Source organism: Marinifilum caeruleilacunae (assembly GCF_013141825.1).
GTDB classification, from domain to species: Bacteria; Bacteroidota; Bacteroidia; order Bacteroidales; family Marinifilaceae; genus Marinifilum; species Marinifilum caeruleilacunae.
Map to the genome: position 1 here is coordinate 22,596 of NZ_RZNH01000008.1, position 16,035 is coordinate 38,630.

At 36.1% G+C, this 16,035-nt stretch carries 19 protein-coding genes; 13 read left to right on the forward strand and 6 right to left on the reverse strand.

Features of this window, described 5'->3' with window-relative positions; all coding sequences use genetic code 11:
• Positions 1-174 precede the first annotated feature (174 nt).
• The 3 genes from pheT to ELS83_RS06735 all read left to right on the forward strand — a co-directional run bounded on the left by pheT (position 175) and on the right by ELS83_RS06735 (position 4,493).
• On the forward strand, positions 175-2,622 hold the full coding sequence (gene pheT, locus ELS83_RS06725; RefSeq protein ID WP_171594771.1) for a phenylalanine--tRNA ligase subunit beta: 2,448 nt from the start codon (positions 175-177) through the stop codon (positions 2,620-2,622).
• A gap of 226 nt (positions 2,623-2,848) precedes the next feature.
• Entirely contained in the window at positions 2,849-3,016 is a 168-nt protein-coding gene (locus tag ELS83_RS06730) for a hypothetical protein (protein ID WP_171594772.1), read from the forward strand.
• 61 nt (positions 3,017-3,077) lie between these two features.
• The gene (locus tag ELS83_RS06735; RefSeq protein WP_171594773.1) at positions 3,078-4,493 is read left to right on the forward strand and encodes a hypothetical protein; all 1,416 of its coding nucleotides are present in this window, start codon (positions 3,078-3,080) and stop codon (positions 4,491-4,493) included.
• A 481-nt stretch (positions 4,494-4,974) separates the two neighbouring features.
• On the opposite strand, the gene ELS83_RS06745 is transcribed toward ELS83_RS06735, so the two are convergent.
• Positions 4,975-5,118 (reverse strand): hypothetical protein, encoded by a 144-nt coding sequence (locus ELS83_RS06745; protein WP_171594774.1) that lies wholly within the window; start codon positions 5,116-5,118, stop codon positions 4,975-4,977.
• A 96-nt stretch (positions 5,119-5,214) separates the two neighbouring features.
• Here ELS83_RS06745 and ELS83_RS06750 point away from each other — a divergent pair, with 96 nt between their 5' ends.
• Complete coding sequence (locus tag ELS83_RS06750) at positions 5,215-5,889, forward strand: PrsW family glutamic-type intramembrane protease (RefSeq protein WP_171594775.1); 675 nt, start codon at positions 5,215-5,217, stop codon at positions 5,887-5,889.
• Positions 5,890-5,920: 31 nt separating this feature from the next.
• Here ELS83_RS06750 and ELS83_RS06755 read toward each other — a convergent pair whose 3' ends face one another.
• Both ELS83_RS06755 and ELS83_RS06760 read right to left on the reverse strand, forming a co-directional pair.
• Complete coding sequence (locus tag ELS83_RS06755) at positions 5,921-6,787, reverse strand: YihY/virulence factor BrkB family protein (RefSeq protein WP_171594776.1); 867 nt, start codon at positions 6,785-6,787, stop codon at positions 5,921-5,923.
• A 583-nt stretch (positions 6,788-7,370) separates the two neighbouring features.
• Positions 7,371-8,135 (reverse strand): energy transducer TonB, encoded by a 765-nt coding sequence (locus tag ELS83_RS06760; protein WP_171594777.1) that lies wholly within the window; start codon positions 8,133-8,135, stop codon positions 7,371-7,373.
• A 320-nt stretch (positions 8,136-8,455) separates the two neighbouring features.
• Between ELS83_RS06760 and ELS83_RS06765 the strand changes: the two genes are divergently transcribed.
• From ELS83_RS06765 to ELS83_RS06800, 8 genes are all read left to right on the forward strand, one after another.
• The gene (locus ELS83_RS06765) at positions 8,456-8,836 is read left to right on the forward strand and encodes a hypothetical protein (RefSeq protein ID WP_171594778.1); all 381 of its coding nucleotides are present in this window, start codon (positions 8,456-8,458) and stop codon (positions 8,834-8,836) included.
• Positions 8,837-9,002: 166 nt separating this feature from the next.
• Positions 9,003-9,389: a hypothetical protein gene (locus ELS83_RS06770; RefSeq protein ID WP_171594779.1), complete on the forward strand. Its 387-nt coding sequence runs from the start codon at positions 9,003-9,005 to the stop codon at positions 9,387-9,389.
• Positions 9,390-9,627: 238 nt separating this feature from the next.
• Positions 9,628-9,927 carry an ArsR/SmtB family transcription factor gene (locus tag ELS83_RS06775; RefSeq protein WP_171594780.1) on the forward strand — a complete coding sequence of 100 codons (300 nt, stop codon included), beginning with the start codon at positions 9,628-9,630 and terminating at the stop codon, positions 9,925-9,927.
• An 88-nt stretch (positions 9,928-10,015) separates the two neighbouring features.
• Positions 10,016-10,252, forward strand: coding sequence for a thioredoxin family protein (locus ELS83_RS06780; protein WP_171594781.1), 237 nt, complete (start codon positions 10,016-10,018; stop codon positions 10,250-10,252).
• A 32-nt stretch (positions 10,253-10,284) separates the two neighbouring features.
• Positions 10,285-10,752 carry a nitrophenyl compound nitroreductase subunit ArsF family protein gene (locus tag ELS83_RS06785; protein WP_171594782.1) on the forward strand — a complete coding sequence of 156 codons (468 nt, stop codon included), beginning with the start codon at positions 10,285-10,287 and terminating at the stop codon, positions 10,750-10,752.
• Positions 10,753-10,759: 7 nt separating this feature from the next.
• Positions 10,760-11,464 carry an aromatic aminobenezylarsenical efflux permease ArsG family transporter gene (locus tag ELS83_RS06790; RefSeq protein ID WP_171594783.1) on the forward strand — a complete coding sequence of 235 codons (705 nt, stop codon included), beginning with the start codon at positions 10,760-10,762 and terminating at the stop codon, positions 11,462-11,464.
• 25 nt (positions 11,465-11,489) lie between these two features.
• The gene (locus ELS83_RS06795; RefSeq protein ID WP_171594784.1) at positions 11,490-12,527 is read left to right on the forward strand and encodes a permease; all 1,038 of its coding nucleotides are present in this window, start codon (positions 11,490-11,492) and stop codon (positions 12,525-12,527) included.
• Between the two features lie 32 nt (positions 12,528-12,559).
• Entirely contained in the window at positions 12,560-12,985 is a 426-nt protein-coding gene (locus ELS83_RS06800) for a thiol-disulfide oxidoreductase DCC family protein (RefSeq protein WP_171594785.1), read from the forward strand.
• A 142-nt stretch (positions 12,986-13,127) separates the two neighbouring features.
• Here the strand turns inward: ELS83_RS06800 and ELS83_RS06805 are convergent, their stop codons facing one another.
• A complete protein-coding gene (locus ELS83_RS06805; RefSeq protein WP_171594786.1) occupies positions 13,128-14,222 on the reverse strand; it encodes a 6-phosphofructokinase in 1,095 nt (364 codons plus the stop codon).
• Between the two features lie 295 nt (positions 14,223-14,517).
• On the opposite strand from ELS83_RS06805, the gene ELS83_RS06810 reads away from it, so the two are divergent.
• The gene (locus ELS83_RS06810; RefSeq protein ID WP_171594787.1) at positions 14,518-15,018 is read left to right on the forward strand and encodes an O-acetyl-ADP-ribose deacetylase; all 501 of its coding nucleotides are present in this window, start codon (positions 14,518-14,520) and stop codon (positions 15,016-15,018) included.
• Here the strand turns inward: ELS83_RS06810 and ELS83_RS06815 are convergent.
• Positions 15,011-15,445, reverse strand: a complete 435-nt coding sequence (locus tag ELS83_RS06815) for a rhodanese-like domain-containing protein (RefSeq protein ID WP_171594788.1) — start codon at positions 15,443-15,445, stop codon at positions 15,011-15,013. The two genes, ELS83_RS06810 and ELS83_RS06815, sit on opposite strands and share 8 nt — an antisense overlap.
• Positions 15,446-15,558: 113 nt before the next feature.
• The gene (locus ELS83_RS06820; protein ID WP_171594789.1) at positions 15,559-16,026 is read right to left on the reverse strand and encodes a hypothetical protein; all 468 of its coding nucleotides are present in this window, start codon (positions 16,024-16,026) and stop codon (positions 15,559-15,561) included.
• Positions 16,027-16,035: the final 9 nt, after the last annotated feature.

The window sequence follows — 16,035 nt, forward strand, 5'->3', positions numbered from 1 at the left end:
TAAGCAATTCCATTACAAGAGATTTAAACCAAACAAAAACTTAACCACTTTATCCTTAGATGTTCTTTGGTACTTGAGCCTAAAATTTCTACTTTTGTAAGCTTGTAAACAAGAGACAAACTACTTCTGTTTACAAGTATAATTTGATAATTATCTGATAAAATATACATACAAATGAAGGTATCGTACAAATGGCTGAAAGATTATATCGACATTAATTTTTCACCAGCAGAAATGGATGAGATTCTAACTCAAATCGGTTTAGAAGTTGGCGGAATTGAGAAATTTCAGTCAATTAAAGGAGGTTTAGAAGGATTGGTAATTGGTGAAGTAAAAACTTGTGCACCTCATACCAACTCAGATCATTTAAGCATTACAAGCGTTGATGTTAATGGCGACGAACTTTTACCTATTGTTTGTGGAGCACCTAATGTTGCTGCCGGACAAAAAGTGGTAGTTGCTACAGTTGGAACTGTTTTGTACGACGGAGATGATAGTTTTACCATTAAGAAATCAAAAATCAGAGGTGAGCTTTCGATGGGTATGATTTGTGCCGAGGATGAAATCGGACTTGGAAATGGTCATGATGGCATTATGGTTCTTCCTGAAGATGCCAAAGTGGGTACTCCTGCTAAAGAGTATTTCAATATTGAAGATGACCTAACCATCGAGATTGATTTAACACCTAACCGTATTGATGGTGCTTCGCATATTGGTGTAGCTCGTGATATGGCAGCTTATCTAAAGCAACAAAAAGAGATCGATTATAAACTTCCATCGATTGAAGACTTTAAAGTTGAAAGCAACAAACTGCCTATCGATGTTAAGGTTGAAAATAACGAGGCATGCCACCGTTACTCAGGTGTTTGTATCAGCGGTGTAAAAGTTGCTGAGTCGCCAGAGTGGTTGCAAAATCGCCTTAAGGCAATTGGTTTAAGCCCAATTAATAATGTTGTTGATATTACCAACTACGTATTATTCGAAACCGGTCAGCCATTGCATGCATTCGATTATGCAACAACCAACGGCAAAGTGGTAGTTAAAACACTTGCCGACGGAACCTTATTCAAAACATTAGATGAAGTTGAGAGAGAATTGAACGAGAAAGATTTGATGATCTGCAACGATAAGGAAGCCATGTGTATTGCCGGTGTATTTGGTGGAATTGAATCGGGTGTTAGCGAATCAACTACTGATATCTTCCTTGAAAGTGCGTATTTCGACTCAGTATTTGTACGTAAAACGGCTCGTCGCCACGGTTTAAATACCGATGCTTCATTCCGTTTCGAACGTGGAACTGATCCTAACAATACAATTTATGCAATGAAACGTGCAGCTCTTTTAATTAAAGAGATTGCCGGAGGCGAAATTGCATCTGATGTAGTGGATATCTATCCAAATCCTGTTGAAGATTTCAAGGTTGAGGTAAGCGTTGAGCGAATCGAGAACCTAATCGGTAAAGAGATTGGCAAAGAAACCATTAAAAACATCCTTGAGGCTCTTGAAATCAAAATTGAAAAGGAAGATGGTGATACATTAAACTTATTGGTTCCTCCATATCGTGTTGATGTGAAGCGTGAAGCTGATATCGTTGAAGAGGTATTGCGTATTTATGGTTTCAACAATGTTGAAGTTCCTGCAAAAGTAAACGCTTCGCTAAGCTATGCTCCAAAAATTGACGAGCACAAGCTAAGAAATATCATTGCTGATATGTTGACAGCTGCTGGTTTCAACGAAATCATGAACAACTCCTTAACAAAAGCATCATACTACGAAGGATTGGAAAGCTTTAAACAAGAGCAAACCGTTCGTATTTTTAATCCGCTAAGTTCAGACTTGAACGCAATGCGTCAAGGATTGTTGTTCGGAGGTTTAGAGTGTGTAGCTTACAATATCAATCGTAGAAATTCTAATTTGAAGTTTTATGAGTTTGGTAAATCATATCAACACATTGTAAATCCTGAAAATGAAAATCCGGTAGACAACTACTTCGAGAAAGAGCGTTTGGGTGTGTTCATGTGTGGTAACAAAACTGCTACAAGTTGGAACCTGAAAGAAGAACCAACAAGCTTCTTCCACATGAAAGCTTACGTTGAGAATATTTTGAAACGTTTGGGTTTCAATCTTGAAAAGCTTCGTATCAGAGAAACTGAAAACGATCAGTTCACTGAAGGATTGAGCTATGGTGTTAAGAAAACTGTTTTGGTTGAAATGGGTATGGTTAGTGGAAAAATCCTAAAAGCAATGGATATTGACACACAAGTTTACTATGCTGATTTCGATTGGGCTACCATTATTAAAGAAGCCATGAAAAACAAAGTTTCTTACACAGAATTGCCTAAATACCCTGCTGTGAAGCGAGACCTTGCATTGTTAATCGACAAGTCGGTAAGCTTTGCTGAGGTGAAGACAATTGCTTTTAACTGTGAGAAGAAATTATTGAAATCTGTTTCTTTATTCGATGTGTACGAAGGGGAAAAATTAGGTGCGAATAAAAAATCGTATGCCGTAAGTTTCATCCTTCAGGATACTGAAAAAACACTAAACGACAAGCAGATTGATAAAATCATGCAGAAGTTGATTAAGAGCTACGAAAAACAATTGGGAGCTCAAATCAGGTAATTCAACTCACATATCAGAAAAAACCGATTCCACTCCGAATCGGTTTTTTTACACAAAAAATCTTTCTCCATTTCGTACTTGCGGTTCACAAAATACCATTGATTAAAAAGATATTCTGTTCCTGGTTGATTCACAAATCTTTTTTACCTATCTCAGTACCACATGAATACAAATTCCATCCAATTGATCAGCTCTTAAGGAATGAATTACAAACCCTAGACAAAAAATGTCGACTAGAAATAACCGTTTGTCGATTGTGACCATGCGTTTGTCGATTGTGACCATGCGTTTGTCGATATCGCTTGTAAACATATTTATTATTTACAATATTGTTATTGTTGAACTATTTAAGCATCCTTTGGTAAAAGCCAATAATGCATTCTTCTCATTATAGCCACATTTCTGGTTATACATATTTTTTATCAATAGTAAATTATTATCAAAATCCTACAATCATGAAAAATCAAGTTATTTCTTATTTATTCTTGAAACGGATTTTCACATCCCTTTTTCTACTTTTTGCAGTTTTATCATGCCAAAAAGGAGAACTTGAACTAAATCCCAAACAAGATAGTAGCAATGATAATATTAATGAAATGTCTTCGGATCCAATTCCTTATGCTACGATTACAGAATTGACCAATTTTAGAGAAGACTTAGACATTGTAGATTATAACCTTACCAGAAAGTTAGCCATATTGGAACTCTCACTAGATGAATTTAACAGTGAGATGAATTGGGAAGATTGTACACTATCTGAATTTCCGGTAATACTGTATGGATTTGACTCAAAACCTAAATTCTATGAATTTATGGTATTGGATTTAGACGGAAATGCAATAGGTGCAGTTAGAACTGATGCAAGGCGCAAAACCGGTGGGGTGCTTCATCAGGTAAGAGAAAATATACCTGAATATCAAAAACTAAGAACAAAATCAGGAATCGGAACAAAATTAATTGCCGATTATGCCGGTAACCTGTATGGTGGCTTTGTAGGTAAATCAGACGAATCACCTACTCGCATAACCAATCTAAAAAGCGGAAAGCTCCAACCCGAAATGGTTGAATTAAGTGATGAGCAGATATTGGCTGACCTTTCTGTTAATTTAAGAGCTAGAGCGCAGGAAGCCCTTAGCGCAATAAATTCTATTACCGATCCCACAATTTTGGAGAGAGTAGCCGAAGTGCATCCTGCCAATGTCGAAAATCAAATTTTGGAATTGGAAATGAGTATGCAAGCCGAACATCAGCAAAGAGATGTCTATTGGGCAGCTGTTGAAGCAAACAGTCAATTGTTGCTTGCTACCCCTGATTCTGAAGTTCCTCAGGTTCTCGGAGAAATTTTTGCTGCTGAAACGGAAGAAGACCCGATGGTGTTTTTACCCGAATATAAAGAAACACAAGAGGTTTCTCTAATAACCGACTCTAAATGCCCCGGTCCGTATGCCATGGCTTGGATTTACTACACCAAACTAGAGGAGGATAAAGAAAATAATAAAGATGGCAATTACGACTACTTTTTAGATTTCGCTTCACCTTTTGGGGATTCGCACATTATGTTCCCTTGGGAAATGTTTACATCAATGGGAGAGGTGTCAAATTGGGATATTGTTGTAATGCCTTGGTTTAGCTTTGGACGAAAAAGTGCATACTACCATGTCCAAGTAGAACATAGCCCTATCATTATTTTATCTGATTTGGGTATAAACTGGAAGGTAGGCTACGGTGTTTCTAGAAGTACTAAAAACGGTTGGACGGATTTCTACTTTGCCACAAAAGATAGTAAGGGATACAACGTAAACGACAAAGCTTTCTGGTTCTTTTTATTCCTGGAAGTTCACTATTCTGCAAATATTGAAAACAATCAATAATGACTAGTCCTAAAAAACCGTTACAGGATTAATTACAAAAATAACTTTATTCATTGGATTCCAACCGATCGGTTGGAATCCAATTTTTTATAGATCTTTATTTCCACTTTATCTTGATTATGCATTTGGTTTAGAGTTAGCATATCACAAGAATAATGAGGTCTGATCTCATTGTATTTGTCAACACTCTGCTTAACCAGCTTGGCCATCATCTTTAGGTTTAAATTATATTATTCTAACAAGAATTCTTGTTAGAATATTCCATTGACTCTTTCAGCAACCGCATTTGTATATTGGTCATAACTTTCAGTCATCGAACAAAGAACCCGAGATTTTTGGAGTCTCTTTTGATAATCATGACAACAATATTGTATTCCTCTGTCAGAATGATGAATCAACTGTTTGTCTTTGTATTTTCTGTTTTTCAAAGCCATATTTAAGGCCTTAATGCTAGCTGAAGCATTCAGATTATCTGTCAGATTTATTTCCTGTCAGTTCGCTTAGGTTTGATGAAAAAACCAGAAGTAAAACCCAATTGTATGGGCAATTCCTGCGAAGCATAAACAAAGAAATTCATATACCCAAAAGCCAGCTTATTTAATGAGTTGGCTTTTTTTATTGTCATTTCTACAATAAATTCTATTACAAATCACATTTTCACATTTTGTTTACCAAAAGGTTTTTCTAAATTTGATTTCTTCACCAGAACAATACACAAAACATGAATCTTCTACTTATTTCTGTAGCTCCAATCGTAATTATCTTATTCTACGTTTACTATCGCGATAAATACGAAAAAGAGCCCATTTCCTTATTGGCGAAAGGACTATTTGCAGGTATGATTATCACCATTCCTGTGATATTTGCCGAGCAAGCCGTAGCATCTGCACTTCCCTACATTTTTACCGGGAAAATAGGGCATGCATTTGGCAATGCTTTTTTGGTAGCAGCCATGTGCGAAGAAGCGTTTAAACTATTGGCTGTATATATTTTAGTGTGGAAAAATCCGAATTTTAACGAGCGTTTCGATGGCATCGTGTATGCCGTTTTTGTATCGCTGGGTTTTGCGCTGGTAGAAAATATCCTTTATGTATTTTCCAACGGAATGAGTACAGGAATTGCAAGAGCATTCACCGCTGTTCCGGCACATGCCATGTTCGGAATCATGATGGGTTATTACCTCGGATTGGCAAAATTTTCAAAACAAAACAGTAGTTCGCTTTTCATTATGGCCTTCTTTATTCCATTCCTGTTTCATGGAATCTACGATTTTATCCTCATGGTACAAATCAACTGGGTACTCATCTTTTTCTTCCCATTCCTGATTTTCCTGATGTATAAAACCAATGGAAAAATGACAGAGTTGAATAAAAAATCCATTTTTAGATTCAGATAGGTAAAAATGTGTTGAACTTGAAAGAAAAACTTTAATCTTCGAGTTCAACATGCTTAATGCTTATTGCATTGCTGTTGGCCTTAATTTCGTAGCCCAATCGACTACTGACAACTGAAACAAACGAGGCACCAAGAAAAAGGATTTGAGATGTATAATACACCCAAAGCATTAATATTGCAATTGCACTGGCCGAACCAAAAGTGGTGGAAATATGGCTGTGACTGATATAAAGTCCGATTCCTGCCTTTCCGAAAGTAAACAACAGTGAAGTAAACAAACCTCCAAGCGCAACTGCTTTCCAGTGTATTTTTGAATCGCCCAGAAATTGAAACATGATGGCAAAAACAATACTAAATACCACAACTGAAACCAGGTGTTCGTACAGGTATAAAAACCGATACGATTGCTGCAAATTGCTGGCATGATTCACTAAAAATCCATTTATGCTAAGGCTGATTAAAATCAGAAAAAAGAGTCCGATTAAGATTGTAAAAGATGCAAAATGCATTCTAATATAATTCAGGATGCTACTCTTTGGTTTTGACTTGAGATTCCAAATATCATTAAAAGCATTATGAACTTGAGTAAACATTCCCGAAGCACTTAATGCCAAGGTAGCAAACCCTATGCAGGTTGTTAGAATGTTGTTATGATTAACATGCTGATTTTTAATGAGATTCTGTATTTGAATAGAGGCATCTTTTCCCAATACATCTTTTAACTGGGCATAAATTTCACCCGAAACGGCCTGCTCTCCAAAAAACAATCCCAATACCGAAATCAAAATCACGATCATAGGTAACAAGGAAAATACCGCATAATAAGCTAAAGCTGCTCCTTTTTGAAATGTATTGCTTTCCAGAAAATGGTTAAAAACTTCCTTTATAAATCTTATCATAAACCAATTGAGTTAAACATGATGTGACAAATTGAAATTGTCGGACAAATTAAACTCTTTTTTGGGAGGATACTATATTTATGGATTGCTTTTTACCAAACTGCGGTCTGATCTCAATCCAAAATGACTTACTCACAAAACTCCATTCTATTAATATTCAGCATAATTACAAAATAAATACCCCTATAAATGGCAAAAACATCATTAAAGAATCATGTCCATAAAAAAGATACGGTCGCTACCCTTACATGTTTTCCTCCACTCAGCTTCGATTCGTCAATTTCAAAAGATCCTCTCAACCATAAATACATGTCCCTGCCATGAATAACTAAACTGTAGATTTTAAAGCCATTATCAACCAATGAAAAAATCAAGGGGATCATCAATCCCCAACACACAATTAAGGGAAAATTCGCTCTGCCATTTACAAGATATAATAGCAAAAAACTCCAAATACAATGTACCACCTATATTCGCTTTTGGCCCATCTCGTCTTTCTATTGTACAGAAGAATATAATTCAGAATTAGTGGTGATATAACGGCAAGCAACTGCAATTCGTCACCTGACATATTCAAATAAAACTAATAAACATTTCCATACTGCATACTAAAACTCATTGGAATGTAATATTGAACATCGACAGCTTTTCCATTTTGCGTTCCTGCTTGCCATTGGGGCATTCCTTTTACCATCCTGATTAATTCTTTGTCAAATTCTACCAATCCGCTCGACTTGGCTATAACAGGATTTGTTACCACGCCATTTTTAGTAATGGTAAATTGAATTACTGCCTCTAGCTTTAATCCCCTTAAATAGCATTTGTATGGAAATATTGTATAATCGATAAGGTAATTCCTTAAGGCAATTTGACCACCAGGAAATTCAGGCAGTTTTTCTGTAGTAAGTTCGCTCTCACTCTCATTTATTTCAGAATTTAAATGACTTGCAACAGTATCGGTAGCGTACTGTAGCTTGAAGTTGTAATCCAATTCTGCATATTCTACCTGGTGGTAATTCTTAACGATCCAGGTTCCCACCTGTTCACCTCCATCGTAATGTCCTTTCATGATTTCATTACCAGCATCATCAAAATATTGCATTGCCCCATGTTCAATCAAAGAATCCGACAATCGATAATACCCCCTGGAAATAAGTTTTTTCCCCTTTCGAAGATAATCTTCAATTAAAAAAGTTGAATCGTTAACAGTTTCTATTTCCCGGTAATATTTGCCTTTGTTTTTAGAGATTTCTTTCCAGTTCGACTTGTAATATTTTACTGTTTTGTCTTGGGTAAATCCCGTATTCGATATCAGTATGATAAGGCTTAGAATCACAATTTTTTTCATAAGGTTTTTTAATGGGTTAAACAGAATAATCGTTTATGTTTTTATTCCATATAAGCTATGAAAATACAAAACTATTGTTCCCAGGCAAAGCAATGATAAAATTTTTAAGAATACTTACACCCTAACAAAACAAAAGACTATAAAGTCTTATTTTCAGGCTTTTAATAAAAAAAGATTACACTCGACAACAAATCGATTTTGGCCCAATGTTTGTACGCTATATGATATTACAATATCATTTATATTGTAATATTTTTATTTAACTAAAATATTTTTAAATTCGTAATTACAAAACCTACACCTAAGCAAACACACTTAAAATGAAAACATTTAAAACAATTCTAATGATGATGTTATTGGCTACAGTAACATTAAGTTCCTGCGACAATGAAGATACAGATCTAACAGGTGACGTAATCATCCAAACCTATGGCGAATCTTATTCCGGAGGATCATTTGATATCTATACTGAAGTATCGGCCCTTGCTGATGGATCAAGCTCTACGGTCTCATATCCCATACCTGTTCGGGAAGGCTATCTTAGCGCAGAAGCATTTGTAGATGATTTAAATCACGGCACCTATTATTTGGTAATTTATCGAAAAGATAGCTATAATGGCAGGTCTGTTGCCTTTCAGGTTACCGGAGGTCAAACTACAACTATTATTGTTAGTAGTTCCAGCATCGATATTGAATATTAAAACTTTCTTTTACTCCATAGATTGAAAACACCTGTGCTGCCTATCGGCTAATAGCAGGTGTTTTTTAATTCCATTTTTAAGACAAAACTTATAAAATACTAAACCATTGAATTCACAACAAAAAGCGCTTCTCGCAATCTCATTTTTGGGATTATTCTTTTCTAGTATGTTAGGCATTAAATTTAGTCTAGCATCTCATTTCGAATTTGTCGATTATTGGTTTAAACTGATTCCACTACCAATTATTGATATTTCAGGCATTTCAGACGAAGTTTATCCCGACACAAAAATGATTGGTTATTCAATCTATCTGCTAAGCAGCTTTATTCTTTTTTTTAAATTAAAAACCGATAGAATTTTATTATCGGCCTTACTCATTTTTTTTAGCATTTCAGCATTCGCCATCACTTTTGAGGTTTATTCTATTTTCCAATACATCAATTCCAGCTACGAAGGTCAAACATTATACATTGGTCCCTTCCTATTCCTATTCAATTTTGCAATTATAAGAAGCTATCCAAAGCGCCTTGAATTGAAAAAATACGCATTGTAAAATTTGAACGAATACAAAGGCATTAGCATCCTAAGCATAAAACTTCTCATATCATTTATATAAAGGCAAAGCTGAATCATTTTTTTTGATTCGGCTTTTTTATCCCTCTACAATCCTTATAAAAAAGGGCTTTTATCAATTTCCACCTTAGCAGATAATACAATTATTCCATCAATCGTTTGGAGAATTAAAAAATAGTCCGCACCTTCGTTTCGTAATTTTACGAAATACGAAACGCATGGAAGAAGTAAAAGAATTTTATTCCGTTGAAGAGAAAAAACTAGCCAGGTATGCCAAGGCCTTGTCGCATCCTGTGCGTGTTTACATCTGCGATATTTTATCGAAACAAGCTTGTTGCTACAGTGGCGATCTGGCCGAAGAAGTACCCATTGCCCGATCAACCTTGTCGCAACATTTGAAAGAATTAAAAAACTCAGGTTTGGTTCAAGGAGAAATTAATCCTCCAAAAATTAAATACTGCTTAAACAAAGAAAACTGGGCCGAGGCTCAGCAGTTATTCAAGGAATTTTTCAAATAATTTCCGATTTGTAAACGTCAAAACCTAAACAAAGGTGTTTTCATATCAGGATCAGATATTAAAGCTATTAACAACAAAAAAAATTAAGATGGACATTAAAGTATTAGGACCAGGATGCAAGAAATGTAACACGCTTGCCGAAGCAACAAACAAAGCTCTAAACGAATTATCGATGGATGCGAATGTTGAGAAAATCGATGATATGGTTAAAATTTTATCATACGGTGTAATGTCAACACCTGCTTTGGTTATCAACGAAAAAGTCGTAGTAAGCGGCAAATTTCCTTCTGTTTCAGAAATCAAGGAATTTATAGAGAAAGCATAAGAGAGTTTCACACAATACTAAAACTTAAAACAATGAAACAAATTATAACATTCGGCTTTTTAGCATTAGCACTAAGTTTAGGTGCTTGCCAATCGAAAACTCAAAAAGAAACCGCTAAAGCCGAACAAGAAACTGCATGCAAGGGCGATTGCACCAAATGTGAAAAATCGGCAGAACATAAGGTATCAGCTACAACAGCTGAAGCTGGAGTATATTATTTCCATGGCGACAGAAAATGTAAAACCTGTAAAGCCGTTGGTGCAAAGGCTAAAGAAGTAGCTACTAATTTGAATGCTAATTTCTTCGATATCAATTTTGACCAGGAAGAAAACAAAGAGTTGGCAAAAACTTTCCAGGCAAGTAGCTCTGGCTTATACATTAAAAGTGCTAAATCAGGGAAAATTCAGGATTTAACAACTTTTGCCTTTCGCAATACCATTAACGATACTCCTGCTTATATCGAAAAACTGGAAACAGTAATCAAAGCAGAGTTACAATAAGATTGCGATGGAATATTTAGATCAATTACTATCGCAAAGTAGTTTTCCAATCTTAACTGCCTTTTTACTGGGTATTATGACAGCGATTAGTCCCTGTCCACTGGCAACAAACATTACTGCCACTGCATATATCAGTAAAAACTTAAGCGACAAAAAGAGAATCTTTTTAAACGGATTGGTTTACACATTAGGCAGAGCAATAAGCTATACTGCACTGGGTGTTATCTTGTTTTTTGGTGCCAGCAAATTCGATATTTCGAGCTTTTTCAACACCTACGGAGAAAGACTATTAGGACCTTTGTTAATTGTTATCGGCATATTTATGCTCGATATTATCTCTTTTAACTTTCCTGGGGTTAGCTCGATTACCGACAAGCTGAATGGCGAAAAAATGAAAGGAAAATATTGGGGAGCTTTACTTATGGGTATGATATTCGCCCTGGCTTTCTGTCCGTACAGTGGGGTTTTATATTTTGGCATGCTGATTCCCTTAACCGTTTCGCAAGCCGATGGCTTATTTCTTCCAATTGTTTTCGCAATTGCAACCGGATTGCCTGTTATCATTATTGCTTATTTACTGGCCTTTACTTTATCGGGCGTAGGTAGTTTTTACAACAAAATTAAAAGTTTCGAATATTGGTTTAGAAAAGTGGCTGCTGTAATCTTTATCATAGCAGGGATTTATTTCACCTACATTTTCTTTATTCAATAAAGCGATATTAGATTTTTAGATTATCATGATCAAATCAATACAAATTACAAATAGAAAGCAGCTGATTCTGGTTTTACTTTCACTACCAGTTTGGTACATTCTATATGTAAATCTTCAAAACATTTCAGATTTTTTAATCGATACTGTTTTTGGAATGAAAGCAGGAACTCACCTTGCAGAAACCATTCGTTTCTTTATTTTCGAAGTTCCTAAAGTTCTTCTACTGCTGGTTTTAATCATTTTTGGAGTTGGAATCATCAGGAGCTATTTCTCTCCTGAAAAAACCAGGAAAGCACTTGCCGGAAAATCAACATTCTTCGGGAATGTAATGGCGGCTTTGCTGGGTGTATTAACTCCCTTCTGTTCATGCTCGGCAATTCCTTTGTTTTTAGGATTTGTAGAGGCTGGCGTACCATTGGGTGTAACATTTAGTTTCCTGATTGCTGCTCCAATGGTAAATGAAATTGCACTTATCATGCTGGTTGGTTTATTTGGTTGGAAAACAGCTATTATTTATACACTTACCGGTTTGTTAATTGCCATTGTTTCTGGTTGGCTAATCGGCGTTTTAAAACTTGAAAAATACGTACAAGAATGGGTTTTCCAGGTAAAAACAGGTCAAAGTGAAGAGGATGTTACCAAAATTTCGTTTTCGGAAAGAATCAAATCAGGAATTGATTCGGTAAAAGAAATCGTAGTAAAAATATGGCTTTACATTGTTATTGGTGTTGCCATCGGAGCTGGTGCTCATGGTTATGTTCCTGAAGATTTCATGGCAAATCTTATGGGTAAATCGGCCTGGTATTCGGTTCCTTTATCAATTGTAATTGGAATTCCAATGTATTCAAATGCCGCAGGAATTATTCCAATTGTAAGTGTGCTAATCGAAAAAGGAGCCTCTTTAGGAACTGCTTTGGCATTCATGATGTCGGTAATTGGCTTATCATTGCCAGAGGTGATTATTCTGAAGAAAGTATTAAAAATGCCTTTGATATTAGCATTTGTTGGAATTGTTGCCGCTGGTATTCTTTGCGTCGGATTTATTTTTAACTTTATCTACTAAAGTGTAATATGTAAAAATAAAGTAAGAACAGAATGCATAAAAATGCTTCAGATATAAAAGTTACCAACCCTATCGTATTGTTCGATGGGGTTTGTAATTTTTGTAACACTTCTGTTCGCTTTGTGCTTGCCTATAATAAAAATGAAAACATACACTTCTCTCCTCTTCAGTCTGATTTTGCAAAGCAATTGCTTGCTGAGCATCACTTATCTGCCGAAGATATGGATACAGTTGTATTTGTAGAAAACAATATGGCTTACACCAGGAGTTCTGCGGCCTTTCAGATTGCAAAACACCTAAGCAACCCGTGGAAAGCCATCCATTACTTCAGGTTCATTCCGAAGAACATAACTGATTGGATTTACAATCTAATCGCAAGGAACAGGTATTCATGGTTTGGAAAGAAGGATCGATGCATGGTTCCTAAGCCTGAATGGATGGAGAGGTTTCATGAATGAAGCTTTAATAGAATAAAGAATGCCAATATTTGCGCTACTAAAATCTGCGTTAATCATTCACATCATAAATCTCTGCGTCTAAAAAAGACAAAAAAAAACCGGAATCTTTCGATCCCGGTTGAGCATATTTTCTTGCTTCGAATTAGTCTCCAAAAGCAATACCAACACCTTTTGCTGTGGCAACAAGGTTCGATTTTGGATCAACCAGATTTTGCTGACCAATAGCCTCCGGAAGAGGTACGCCAACTACTTCTGGGTGACGGTAAGCTACCATCTGACCAAATTTACCTTCCAACACCATTTCGAATGCCTTAACTCCAAATTGTGTTGCCAAAACACGGTCGTAAGCTACTGGAATACCTCCACGCTGTAAGTGACCAAGAACAGTAGTACGAATATCTGCTTCGATACCTGCTTCTTTTAATTCAGCAGCCAAACGATCAGCAGCACCACTCAATTTTAGGTTAGGGTTTCCAACTTCAGTACTTTCCTCAGCTAAAGCCGAACCTCCTTTTGGCATAGCACCCTCAGCAACAACGATAATCCCAAATCCTTTACCTTTTAAGAAACGAGTATCTAATTTTTCTTTTACTTTCTTGATATCGTAAGGAATTTCAGGAATCAAACAAGCTTCTGCACCACCAGCAATTGCAGCACTTAAAGCAATCCATCCCGCATCACGTCCCATTGCTTCCAAAATAAAAACACGGTTGTGAGATGCAGCAGTTGTTTTCAACTTATCAACCGCTTCGGTACAAATTTGAACAGCTGTTTGGTAACCGAAAGTAAAGTCGGTAGCCGAAAGGTCATTATCGATTGTTTTTGGTACACCAATAATGTTTAATCCTTTTTCGTAAAGTGCTTGTGAAATTTTCTGAGAACCATCACCACCAATGCTGATTACAGCGTCGATTCCCAAGTATTGTAACTTACGGATCATTTCATCGGAACGGTCAGCTGATCCCCAAGAACCATCTTTGTTTTTTACTGGCCAAGCAAAAGGACCACCTTTTGTAGTTGTTCCGATAATTGTACCCCCCTGGTAGTGGATACCTTTAACCGCAGCATCATCTAATATCTTAATCTCAGTCGGCTCTTTCAAAATTCCGTCGAACGACTGGATACTTCCTACAACTTCCCAATCTTTTTCTTGAGCTGCACGTTTCACAACGGCGCGAATCACAGCATTCAAACCAGGGCAATCACCACCACCGGTTGCAACTAATACTCTTTTCATAATTGTCAATTTAATATATTTCAATCAATTTGCTTGGCTAGCGCGGCTAAAATAAAAATATTTTTCCAAACCGAAACAAACAATTTCACTGTCAGCGAATTGCAATCGATTTCGAGATTGTTTTTTATAATGAATTTGAATTATTATTTTTAAAAAACACAAGTTTAATATTTAGTATAAATTAAATAATTGAGATTGGATTATTCTGAAATAATCCTTTGAATTTGAGGGAAAAGATCAATTTACAATTTAGGATAATTCGAAGGGATAGAAAAGTAAAATTAAACTGGAAATCATGAAAATTAAAATTTTTAAGGGAGATATTACAAAATTAGAGACCGATGCCATTGTGAATGCGGCAAATCGAAGTTTATTGGGAGGTGGTGGAGTTGATGGTGCCATTCACAAGGCTGCCGGACCGGAATTATTGGAAGAGTGCCGTTTGCTAAATGGTTGTTCAACCGGAGAGGCTAAAATCACCAAGGCCTACAATTTAGCTTGCAAGCATGTAATTCATACTGTTGGACCTGTTTGGAGCGGTGGAAAATACGATGAAGACCAATTGCTAAAAAGTTGTTATAAAGAGAGCATTAAACTTGCTGAAAAATATCAATTGAAAAGCATTGCCTTCCCCAATATAAGCACGGGTGTTTATCGATATCCAAAGGAAGAAGCGGCCAAGATTGCCATAAAAACGGTTCGCAAGCAATTGAGCAAATGTAAATTCTTGCAAGAAGTTGTGTTTTGTGTGTTCGACGATGAAAACTTACAACTGTACAACAAATTGCTTAAATAGAAATACTTTCTTCCACCGTTTCTTCATATTTCCAGCGTTTGTACTTGCCCCAATTTAACATTTTTGTATATCCTTTTTCTTCCAAAAAGATAATCACGTTTTGTGTTTTAATGGTTAAATCACAATACAAAATCAAGGCTTTGTCTTTGGGGATTTGGTGGTAGTGTTTTTCAATTTCATGATGTGGAAAATTTCTGGCATTGGGGATGTGTCCCATTAAAAAATACTCTTCTTCTCTCACATCCAAAATCCAAATATCATCCGACTGATCTTGGGAAAGCTCCAACATCTTATCCACTTGAAGAAAAGTTTTTAAATGTTCTCCTCCCGAAGAAATGTATCCGTAATAATTGGGTACGTGTATAAAATACCAATATACTCCAAAAGCAACAGCAACAATCGAAATTATAAGCAATATCAAATCCATAGGCAGTAATTTATCACCGAAAAAATAATCGGTTCTGAATTGATTTGCAAAAAAAAATCTCCCATAAGGAGATTTTTAATTTATTCTGTTTAATAAGATTTCTCGTCTTACGACTATCTTTTCATTGTTGCAATAAAGGTATCGCTATCCAGGAAAAAGTCAAGCGCATCGTTGATCGATGGCAAGATCACATCCACATGGTCGATAATATCTTTATGAATTCCTTCAGCCTGTAAAGTTGCTACAGAAACCAAAGACTGCACAAATAATCCAATATCAATACGGGCATTTCCAATTGCCGCAACATTTTTACTCCCCAACGAAAGCAAAACATCTTCTTTCTCTCTGGAGTTGTTTGCTTCGTAGTATGCAATACCACTCGACAAGGCTAAATCTCGTGCATTTCCTCGTTGGTCTGATGAAATCATCACCACGTTAACTCCTAACATTTGTAAACGATGAATTCTTTCCACCACTCCAGGAACCATTTCACCTTTCACGGTTAATGTTCCATTCGAATCTACCACCAGGGTATCGATTGTAATCGTTCCTACACCTGGAACCGCATAATCTAAACTCATAGGTTAATG

Coding starts and splice junctions, on each gene's coding strand:
- ELS83_RS06800 (WP_171594785.1), top strand. CDS start 12,560: ATGCATAAAAATGCTTCAGATATAAAAGTTACCAACCCTATCGTATTG.
- ELS83_RS06805 (WP_171594786.1), bottom strand. CDS start 14,222: ATGAAAAGAGTATTAGTTGCAACCGGTGGTGGTGATTGCCCTGGTTTG.
- pheT (WP_171594771.1), top strand. CDS start 175: ATGAAGGTATCGTACAAATGGCTGAAAGATTATATCGACATTAATTTT.
- ELS83_RS06765 (WP_171594778.1), top strand. CDS start 8,456: ATGAAAACATTTAAAACAATTCTAATGATGATGTTATTGGCTACAGTA.
- ELS83_RS06750 (WP_171594775.1), top strand. CDS start 5,215: ATGAATCTTCTACTTATTTCTGTAGCTCCAATCGTAATTATCTTATTC.
- ELS83_RS06755 (WP_171594776.1), bottom strand. CDS start 6,787: ATGATAAGATTTATAAAGGAAGTTTTTAACCATTTTCTGGAAAGCAAT.
- ELS83_RS06785 (WP_171594782.1), top strand. CDS start 10,285: ATGAAACAAATTATAACATTCGGCTTTTTAGCATTAGCACTAAGTTTA.
- ELS83_RS06820 (WP_171594789.1), bottom strand. CDS start 16,026: ATGAGTTTAGATTATGCGGTTCCAGGTGTAGGAACGATTACAATCGAT.
- ELS83_RS06745 (WP_171594774.1), bottom strand. CDS start 5,118: ATGACAATAAAAAAAGCCAACTCATTAAATAAGCTGGCTTTTGGGTAT.
- ELS83_RS06770 (WP_171594779.1), top strand. CDS start 9,003: ATGTTAGGCATTAAATTTAGTCTAGCATCTCATTTCGAATTTGTCGAT.
- ELS83_RS06735 (WP_171594773.1), top strand. CDS start 3,078: ATGAAAAATCAAGTTATTTCTTATTTATTCTTGAAACGGATTTTCACA.
- ELS83_RS06730 (WP_171594772.1), top strand. CDS start 2,849: ATGTCGACTAGAAATAACCGTTTGTCGATTGTGACCATGCGTTTGTCG.
- ELS83_RS06815 (WP_171594788.1), bottom strand. CDS start 15,445: ATGGATTTGATATTGCTTATAATTTCGATTGTTGCTGTTGCTTTTGGA.
- ELS83_RS06810 (WP_171594787.1), top strand. CDS start 14,518: ATGAAAATTAAAATTTTTAAGGGAGATATTACAAAATTAGAGACCGAT.
- ELS83_RS06790 (WP_171594783.1), top strand. CDS start 10,760: ATGGAATATTTAGATCAATTACTATCGCAAAGTAGTTTTCCAATCTTA.
- ELS83_RS06780 (WP_171594781.1), top strand. CDS start 10,016: ATGGACATTAAAGTATTAGGACCAGGATGCAAGAAATGTAACACGCTT.
- ELS83_RS06775 (WP_171594780.1), top strand. CDS start 9,628: ATGGAAGAAGTAAAAGAATTTTATTCCGTTGAAGAGAAAAAACTAGCC.
- ELS83_RS06760 (WP_171594777.1), bottom strand. CDS start 8,135: ATGAAAAAAATTGTGATTCTAAGCCTTATCATACTGATATCGAATACG.
- ELS83_RS06795 (WP_171594784.1), top strand. CDS start 11,490: ATGATCAAATCAATACAAATTACAAATAGAAAGCAGCTGATTCTGGTT.